Source organism: Jeotgalibacillus sp. ET6 (assembly GCF_029667115.1).
Lineage (GTDB): Bacteria > Bacillota > Bacilli > Bacillales > Jeotgalibacillaceae > Jeotgalibacillus.
Map to the genome: position 1 here is coordinate 1 of NZ_JARUIU010000019.1, position 7,809 is coordinate 7,809.

6 protein-coding genes and 1 pseudogene are annotated in these 7,809 nt (G+C 42.9%); 6 read left to right on the plus strand and 1 reads right to left on the minus strand.

The window, feature by feature from the left end; all coding sequences use genetic code 11:
• The 6 genes and pseudogenes from P6709_RS19655 to P6709_RS19680 form a co-directional block, all read left to right on the plus strand.
• Positions 1 to 1,087: ATP-binding protein (locus tag P6709_RS19655; protein ID WP_278242612.1), on the plus strand; the 1,087-nt coding region annotated here is incomplete at its 5' end.
• Between the two features lie 193 nt (positions 1,088 to 1,280).
• A pseudogene (gene nagE, locus P6709_RS19660) lies at positions 1,281 to 2,675 on the plus strand (N-acetylglucosamine-specific PTS transporter subunit IIBC); the annotation flags it as partial.
• Positions 2,676 to 2,718: 43 nt separating this feature from the next.
• Positions 2,719 to 3,891 (plus strand): N-acetylglucosamine-6-phosphate deacetylase, encoded by a 1,173-nt coding sequence (gene nagA / locus P6709_RS19665; protein WP_278242613.1) that lies wholly within the window; start codon positions 2,719 to 2,721, stop codon positions 3,889 to 3,891.
• Positions 3,888 to 4,628 carry a glucosamine-6-phosphate deaminase gene (nagB, locus tag P6709_RS19670; RefSeq protein WP_278242614.1) on the plus strand — a complete coding sequence of 247 codons (741 nt, stop codon included), beginning with the start codon at positions 3,888 to 3,890 and terminating at the stop codon, positions 4,626 to 4,628. The genes nagA and nagB overlap by 4 nt, the downstream gene beginning before the upstream one ends.
• 6 nt (positions 4,629 to 4,634) lie before the next feature.
• Complete coding sequence (locus tag P6709_RS19675) at positions 4,635 to 5,357, plus strand: GntR family transcriptional regulator (protein WP_278242615.1); 723 nt, start codon at positions 4,635 to 4,637, stop codon at positions 5,355 to 5,357.
• Positions 5,358 to 5,378: 21 nt separating this feature from the next.
• Positions 5,379 to 6,107, plus strand: coding sequence for an SIS domain-containing protein (locus tag P6709_RS19680; protein WP_278242616.1), 729 nt, complete (start codon positions 5,379 to 5,381; stop codon positions 6,105 to 6,107).
• Between the two features lie 105 nt (positions 6,108 to 6,212).
• Here P6709_RS19680 and P6709_RS19685 read toward each other — a convergent pair whose 3' ends face one another.
• The gene (locus P6709_RS19685) at positions 6,213 to 7,577 is read right to left on the minus strand and encodes a YjiH family protein (RefSeq protein ID WP_278242617.1); all 1,365 of its coding nucleotides are present in this window, start codon (positions 7,575 to 7,577) and stop codon (positions 6,213 to 6,215) included.
• Between the last annotated feature and the right edge of the window lie 232 nt (positions 7,578 to 7,809).

A 7,809-nucleotide genomic window follows, 5' to 3' on the forward strand; every position in this document is an offset into this window, starting at 1 on the left:
AGAGGAAGAATTAAAAATGACGGCATTGATGCAATCGATGCCAGATTTTGTATGCTTCAAGGACGGCCAGGGACGATGGATTCGGACGAATGACTTTGGCCTCGAGCTTTATGGCTTAAAAGGGCATCATTACATGGGTAAGACGGATCGCGAATTGGGAAAGGTAAATCCCTTCTTTGAAGAAGCGTTTGAATACTGTATGGTGTCAGACGAAGAAACGTGGCAAAAAGCAGTTACGGTAAGAGCAAATGAGAGTTTTTACGTTCCATCAGGGGAGTTTAAAACATTTGATGTAATTAAAGTTCCTATTTTCTACGAAGATGGTTCACGTAAAGCGCTCATTACGATCGGAAGAGACATTACCCAGCAAAAGCAGGCGGAAGAACGGCTAGTCAAACAGGAAAAGCTTGCTGTAGCAGGTGAGCTGGCAGCGGGAATTGCCCATGAAATTAAAAACCCGCTCACCAGTTTAAAAGGGTTTATTCAGTTAATGAGAGAAGAAAGAAATCTTACTGCGGACAATATAGAAATTATGTCCTCTGAAATGGACCGGATCCACTCCATTGTTGAGGAGCTGCTGGTTTTATCAAAGCCTCAGACCAGGCTTGAAGAGGCATTTCCACTTCATTCTGTAATTGAGTACGTAGTCAGTGTACTAAAGCATCAGGCGGCAGAGAAAAAAGTGAATCTCCAGGTGGAAGCTTGCAGCCATGAAGATGATTTTATTCTTGGTGACCGCAATCAGCTTATACAGGTATTTATCAACCTTGTTAAAAACGGGATTGAATCGATGGAAAAAGGTGGACGGCTGATCATTAGCCGGCATCAGCACGAAAATGAAATTTGTGTAGCTATAAAAGATGAAGGAACGGGTATTTCCGCTGAAAAGCTTGCTAAAATCGGGGAGCCCTTCTTTACAACCAAATCTAAAGGAATGGGTCTTGGTTTGACGATCTGTCAAAAAATCATCCATGAGCACAAAGGCCAGATCAATTATGATAGCACTGAAAACAAAGGCACAACTGTCAGCGTCTGCCTTCCCCTCCATAGAAAACCACAAGCTGAGACTCCAAAAGGCAAAGCCTGAGGAGAGCTCAGAGCCGCCCCTGCGGAAAACGTCCGCCGAAGCACAGCAAACCGATCTAGGAGCTTGAGACTTTTTGTCTCAGGCTCTTTTATTTTTTAATTTCTCCAACTAGTACACTTATTGGTATAGACAACTATACAACCACCGTGCTAAGGTAAATAAAACAAACTATTATATCTAAGGAGTGAATCACTTGCTAACTTTTCTTCAACGAATTGGTAAGTCTTTGATGTTTCCGATTGCTACGTTGCCAGCCGCTGCCTTATTGCTTCGTTTAGGTCAGGACGACTTATTAAATATTCCATTTTTAGCGGCAGCTGGATCCGGAATATTAGATAATTTAGCCATTATTTTTGCAATAGGCATTGCCATGGGATTTGCTCATGATGGCAGCGGGGGCGCAGCGCTGGCCGGTGCCATCGGGTATCTGGTTTTAACCGAGGCGATTGTCACGATCGACTCATCGATTGACATGGGTGTGTTTGGAGGGGTTATTGCCGGAGTAGTGGCCGGCTTGCTTTATAACCGTTTTTACTCGATAAAACTTCCTGATTGGCTGTCCTTTTTTGGAGGCAAACGGTTTGTTCCCATTGTCACGGCAACCGTCATGGTGATTTTAGCCGGCGTTTTCGGCTTTATTTGGCCGCCGATTCAAATGGGAATTGATGCTGCAGGAGAATGGATGCTGAATGCAGGCGCGCTTGGAGTCGGAGCGTATGGTTTCTTTAACCGGCTGCTGATTCCCGTTGGTTTGCATCACGTCATTAACACTGTGGTTTGGTTTGATTTTGGAACCTTCACTAATTCTTCAGGTGAAGTGGTGCGGGGAGAGATTAATCGTTTCCTTCAAGGGGATGAAACAGCTGGGCCGTTCTTATCAGGCTTTTTCCCGATCATGATGTTTGGTCTTCCCGGAGCATGTCTTGCGATGTATATGGCTGCTAAGAAAGAAAATAAAGCAGCTGTAGGCGGGATGCTTTTTAGTATAGCAATCACAGCTTTTGCTACTGGAATTACAGAACCAATTGAGTTTTCATTCATGTTTCTTTCTCCTTTGCTCTATGCAGTGCATGCTGTTTTAACGGGATTGTCAGGCGTGATCACGTATTATCTGGATATTCATCACGGTTTCGGTTTTTCCGCTGGAGCCATTGATTATCTATTGAACTTTGGCATAGCAAAAAATCCGCTTCTGATCATTCCTGTTGGGCTTGGAATGGGGGCTGTTTATTTCTTTATTTTCTACTTTTTAATCGTTAAGCTGGACTTGAAAACACCTGGCCGTGAAGATGAAGATGAGTCGGGGCCTTCTGTACGAAAAGCCGCCCCCTCAGGCGACTATGACGCACGCGCCTATCACACAATCGAAGCGCTGGGCGGCGCGGATAATATAAAGCTGATCGATCATTGTACGACCCGCCTGCGCCTTCAGGTGAATGATTCAGGACTGGCAAGTGAACAGGAATTAAAGCGCCATGGAGCAAGAGGAGTCGTAGTGATCAACAAAACAGGCATTCAGGTGATCATTGGAACCTCCGTCGAATTTTTGGCAGAGGCGATGAAGAATCGTGTTAAACAAGGAAATCCTCCTATCGAAGAAGGAAATGTCACCAATACAAAAGGAGATTAACATGTCATACACCCTTTTACTTAAACAATTGATGATTCATACTGGAACGGGCACTTCGATAAAAGGTGATTTATTTATAGAAAACGGGAAGATTATTGAAATTTCTTCTTCCATCACCAGAGAAGCAGATCAAGTCATAGATGCTTCCCGTCACAACTGGATGGTTGTACCGGGATTCATCGATCTTCATATCCATGGAGCAGCTGGTCATGACACAATGGATGCAACACCGGATGCTCTCCGTGGCATAGCAAGAGCCTTGCCAAAAGAAGGCACAACAGGCTTTCTTGCTACAACCATGACACAGTCTCCAGCTGCCATTTCCGATGCACTTTCGAATGCTGATGCTTTTGAAAGAGAGAATGGAGAAGCTGAGCTACTCGGCATTCATTTAGAGGGTCCCTTCCTTTCTCCAAAGAGAGCAGGTGCGCAGCCGGTAGAATTTATCCTTTCCCCATCCATTGAACAGTTTGATCAATGGATGGAGGAAAGCGGGGAAAAGATCCGGTTAATTACAATGGCTCCTGAGCAGGAGAATGGCTTGACGTTTGTTAATCACTTAAGAAATAAAGGCGTAGCTGTGTCGATCGGACACTCGGATGCAACGTTTGAACAAGCGATTGAGGCGGTAGAGGCAGGAGCACTTCAGGTGACTCACTTATATAACCAAATGAGTCCTTTCCACCATCGGGAACCGGGTGTCGTTGGAGCTGCTTTTTTAGAAGACAAATTATCTGTTGAAATCATTGTGGATTTTGTTCACAGCCACAAACATGCGGTGAAATTGGCTTACCAGCAGAAAGGCTCGCAAAGCGTAATATTGATTACCGATGCAATGCGTGCAAAAGGGCTGCCCGCCGGTTTATATGATTTAGGCGGCCAGCAGGTAATCGTTTCTGAGAAGGATGCCAGACTTCAAGATGGCACCCTGGCCGGAAGCATTTTGACAATGGAAGAGGCGGTTAAAAATATCGCCGCCCTAACGAATTGTTCCATGCAGGAGCTGATTGCAATGAGCTCGGCGAACGCTGCAAAACAGATTGGCGTTTATGACAGAAAAGGCAGTATTGAAGTGAATAAGGATGCAGATCTGGTGATAATGGATGAAGACCTATCCATTCAACTGACGCTTTGCCGTGGAGAAATAGCGTATAAAAAGGAGGTTCACAAGTGAACATACTCGTGAATGATGATTATGCCTCAATGAGTCAGCAGGCTGCTGCCATCATAGAAGCTCATATCTGTAATCATGAAAGAACCGTCCTTGGTCTGGCAACCGGCAGTACGCCTCTTGGAATGTATGAAGCGTTGATAGAAGGTCATCATACAAGAGGGGTCTCCTTTAAACAGACATTCACTCTGAATCTTGATGAATACATTGGTTTGCAACCGTCTCATCCACAAAGCTATCATTCTTACATGCATACTCACTTATTTAGTAAAATCGATATTCCGCTCCATCAGACATACCTGCCAAATGGAACGGCTCAATCATTATCAGATGAATGTTCCCGCTATGAACAGACCATTGATAAGGTAGGGCCGCCTGATATTCAAGTGCTGGGAATTGGTGAAAATGGACATATTGGCTTTAATGAGCCAGGCAGTGCCTTTAGTGGAACAACGCATGTTATTGATTTAGCACCTTCTACTTTAAAAGCAAACGCCCGATTTTTTGATACAATGGATGAAGTTCCAAATCAGGCAATCACAATGGGCATCCAATCCATTTTAAAAAGCAAACGCATTCTGCTGCTTGCTTCAGGTGAAAATAAAGCCTGGGCTGTGAAAAAGCTGATGGAGAAAAAAATTGATGATCAGTTTCCTGCTTCTGCTCTGCATTATCATCCGGATGTCACACTGGTGATTGATCAAAAAGCATACAGCCAAATTCAAAGCGAAAGCAGGTGATGATTCATGCTTGATAAACAATCCCACTTGCCGATCTATGTGCAAATAGAAGAAAGATTAAAATCTCAAATAAAATCCGGTGCATTTAAATCAGGGGACCCTGTTCCTTCTGAACGAGAGCTTTCAGAAATGTACGAAGTCAGCAGGATGACCGTCCGCCAGGCAATAATGAATCTGGTAAGTGAAGGGCTGCTTTACCGTGAAAAAGGAAAAGGAACCTTCGTATCTCAAGAAAAAATAGAACAGCCCCTGCAGGGATTAACCAGCTTTACAGAAGATATGCGTTCCCGGGGGATGCACCCGGACAATAAGCTGATCGGCTTTCATAAAATAAAGCCTGATGCGGACATAGCCGCTAAACTTAAACTAAGCGAAACGGACGATCTATTTATGGTGAAAAGAATTCGTTATGCGGACCAGAAACCAATGGCCATTGAAACCACCTATATACCCGTAAAGCTTCTTCCGGATCTTAATGAAGAGTCAGTAAAAGGCTCATTCTATACTTATATACAGGAAAAGCTGAAGCTGACGATCAGCCATGCTTCTCAAAGTATTGAGGCCCTGCTCGCTGAACCTGAGGAAGCAAATCTGCTCAACATTCAAGAGCCTTCAGCAGTGCTTCACATTGAAAGGCTCAGCTACTTATCAAATGATATTCCGTTTGAGGTCGTTCATAGCACGTACAGAGCGGACCGCTATAAGTTCAGAAGCGAAATCAGCCGCTGAAAATGGAGAAAGAGTGAGTGTATGAATGACTATTTAAAGAATGTACAAACCTTGTTAGCCGAGGCAGCTTCAACAGAAGAGGAAGTGATTGAACGCATTGCGGCCAAGCTTGTGCAAAAAATCCATAACGGCGGAATCATCCAGCTGTTTGGCTGCGGACACTCTAACTTGCTGGCCCAGGAGCCATACTACCGCGCAGGCGGACTTGTACCGGTTACGTCTATAAATGCAGAGGCTGTTATGCTTCATAACGGCGGTGTTCTGGCATCGGCAAATGAAAAAGATGAAATACTTGCGAAAAAAATCGCAAACCTGATTTCTTTTGAAAAAAACGATGCGTTGATTGTCATTTCTACTTCCGGTAGAAATCCTGTGCCTATTGAAGCAGCGCAAAAAGCGAGAGTAAACGATATTTATACGATCGGGCTGCTGTCACGGAATTACTCAAAGGAATCTCATCCTTCTAAGCACTCGAGCGGATTGCGTTTAGAAGAAAGTGTTGATGACGTCATCGATAATCACAGTCCTCTTGGAGACAGCATGTTGAAGCTTAAAAACAATGATCAGCTCTTTGGCTCATCTTCTTCAGTTATCGGAACCGCTTTATTGCACGCCCTTTTTACCCGTGTGATTCAACTTATGGAAAACGAGGGGATAACACCGCCTATCTTTCGCAGCGGCAACGATGATGACAGTCTTTCCCATAATCAGCAGCTGGTATTCCGTTATAAGGACCGGATAGATTTTTAAAAAACGATTAAAAAAGCCTCACACCTCTGTTTAGCAGCAGGTGTGAGGCTTTATTATAGCGACTGAGAGTGAACCAATCGTATACTGTCCGATCAATTTAACGGTTTAAAAGAGTATATGCGCGACTCCTGCAATAATAGGCAGTGTAATAATCGTACGCAATAAGAAAATAATAGCCAGGTCGAGGAAAGAAACCGGAATTTTTGAGCCGAGTAAAAGTCCACCGACTTCAGACATGTAAATCAATTGAGTAACCGAAACAGCAGCAATAACGAAACGGGTTAATTCTGAAGGAATGTCCTGACCGATAATAGCCGGCAGGAACATATCGGCAAATCCGACGACCATCGTCTGAGCCGCATCCGCTGCATCCGGAATTTGAAGAAGTTCAAGAATTGGAACAAATGGTGCACCCAGGATTACAAAAAAGCTTGTTTCTTCTGCCAAAATAAGTGCGATCGTACCAAATGCCATAACAACGGGGGCAACACCCATCCACATATCTAAAATGTTTTTTCCGCCATCTTTTATAAACTTCGTAATACTGTTATTTTTCTTAGCAGCAGCAAGAGCCATTTGTGTACCATGCTGCATGCGAGATTTTCCATCTGGAATTTCTTCTAAGTCATCATCTTCATCTGCTTCAGAAATATAGGTTTTCTTTTTCATAGATAAAGGAGGAATTCTTGGCATAATAATGGCTGCCACAAAACCAGCCAGTGCTACCGTTAAGTAAAATGGAACGAAGTATTCACCTAATCCAATTTCTTCAATGACAACGATACTGAAGGTAATGGAAACGATGGAGAACGTTGTACCAATAACAGCTGCTTCTCTTTTAGAGTAATGACCTTCTTCGTACTGTTTACTTGTTAACAGCACCCCGATCGTACCGTCTCCAAGCCAGGATGCCAAAGCATCAATGGATGAACGGCCAGGAAGCTTAAACAATGGACGCATGATTTTTGCCATAAACGTTCCAAACCATTCCAATAAACCAAAGTTTAATAGGAGGGGAAGGAACATGCCGGCAAATAAAAATACCGCAAATAAAACGGATAATAAGCCTCCATCTCCCAGGAGCAATCCACCGGTATATTCAGACCAGATTGCTTCTGTTGAACTTCCGCCCAGCTGGAAAAAAGTAATTAAAGCAAAAATGCCGGCAACTACGCGGACAACTGTCCAAAACCAGGAAACATTAAATAAATTATTCCAGAAATCATTTCGTATGATCATTTGAGGTCTTAACAGTTTAGCATATAGTGTCATGATCGCAGTAAGAAGGATAATACCAAGCATGATAGCAGGAATAATGGTTCCGATTTCATCCTGAAGCCAATTAGAAAGTATAGCAATTGGAATAGTAAATGATCCATCAGAAGCGGGAAATGGGGTCATAAATAGTAAGATTCCTATAATAGAAGGGATAATAAACCTTGCATAATCAAATAGTCCGGGATTTTTCATCGTGGGTCTCCTTTTAAAATAATAGTAGTGCATAAAAATAAGACAGATTTTATTTTAATTCACCCCTTCATCGCTTGTCCACTCTTTTTTGAAAAAGTCATGAACAGATTTTATACCCTTTACACTATCACTATAAACTTTACATACTAAACATTCCATGGGAATTCAGAAAAATCAAATTTAAATAAATAATTTTTATATTTAGGTGTAATTTTAAGAAAAGAGGGAATTA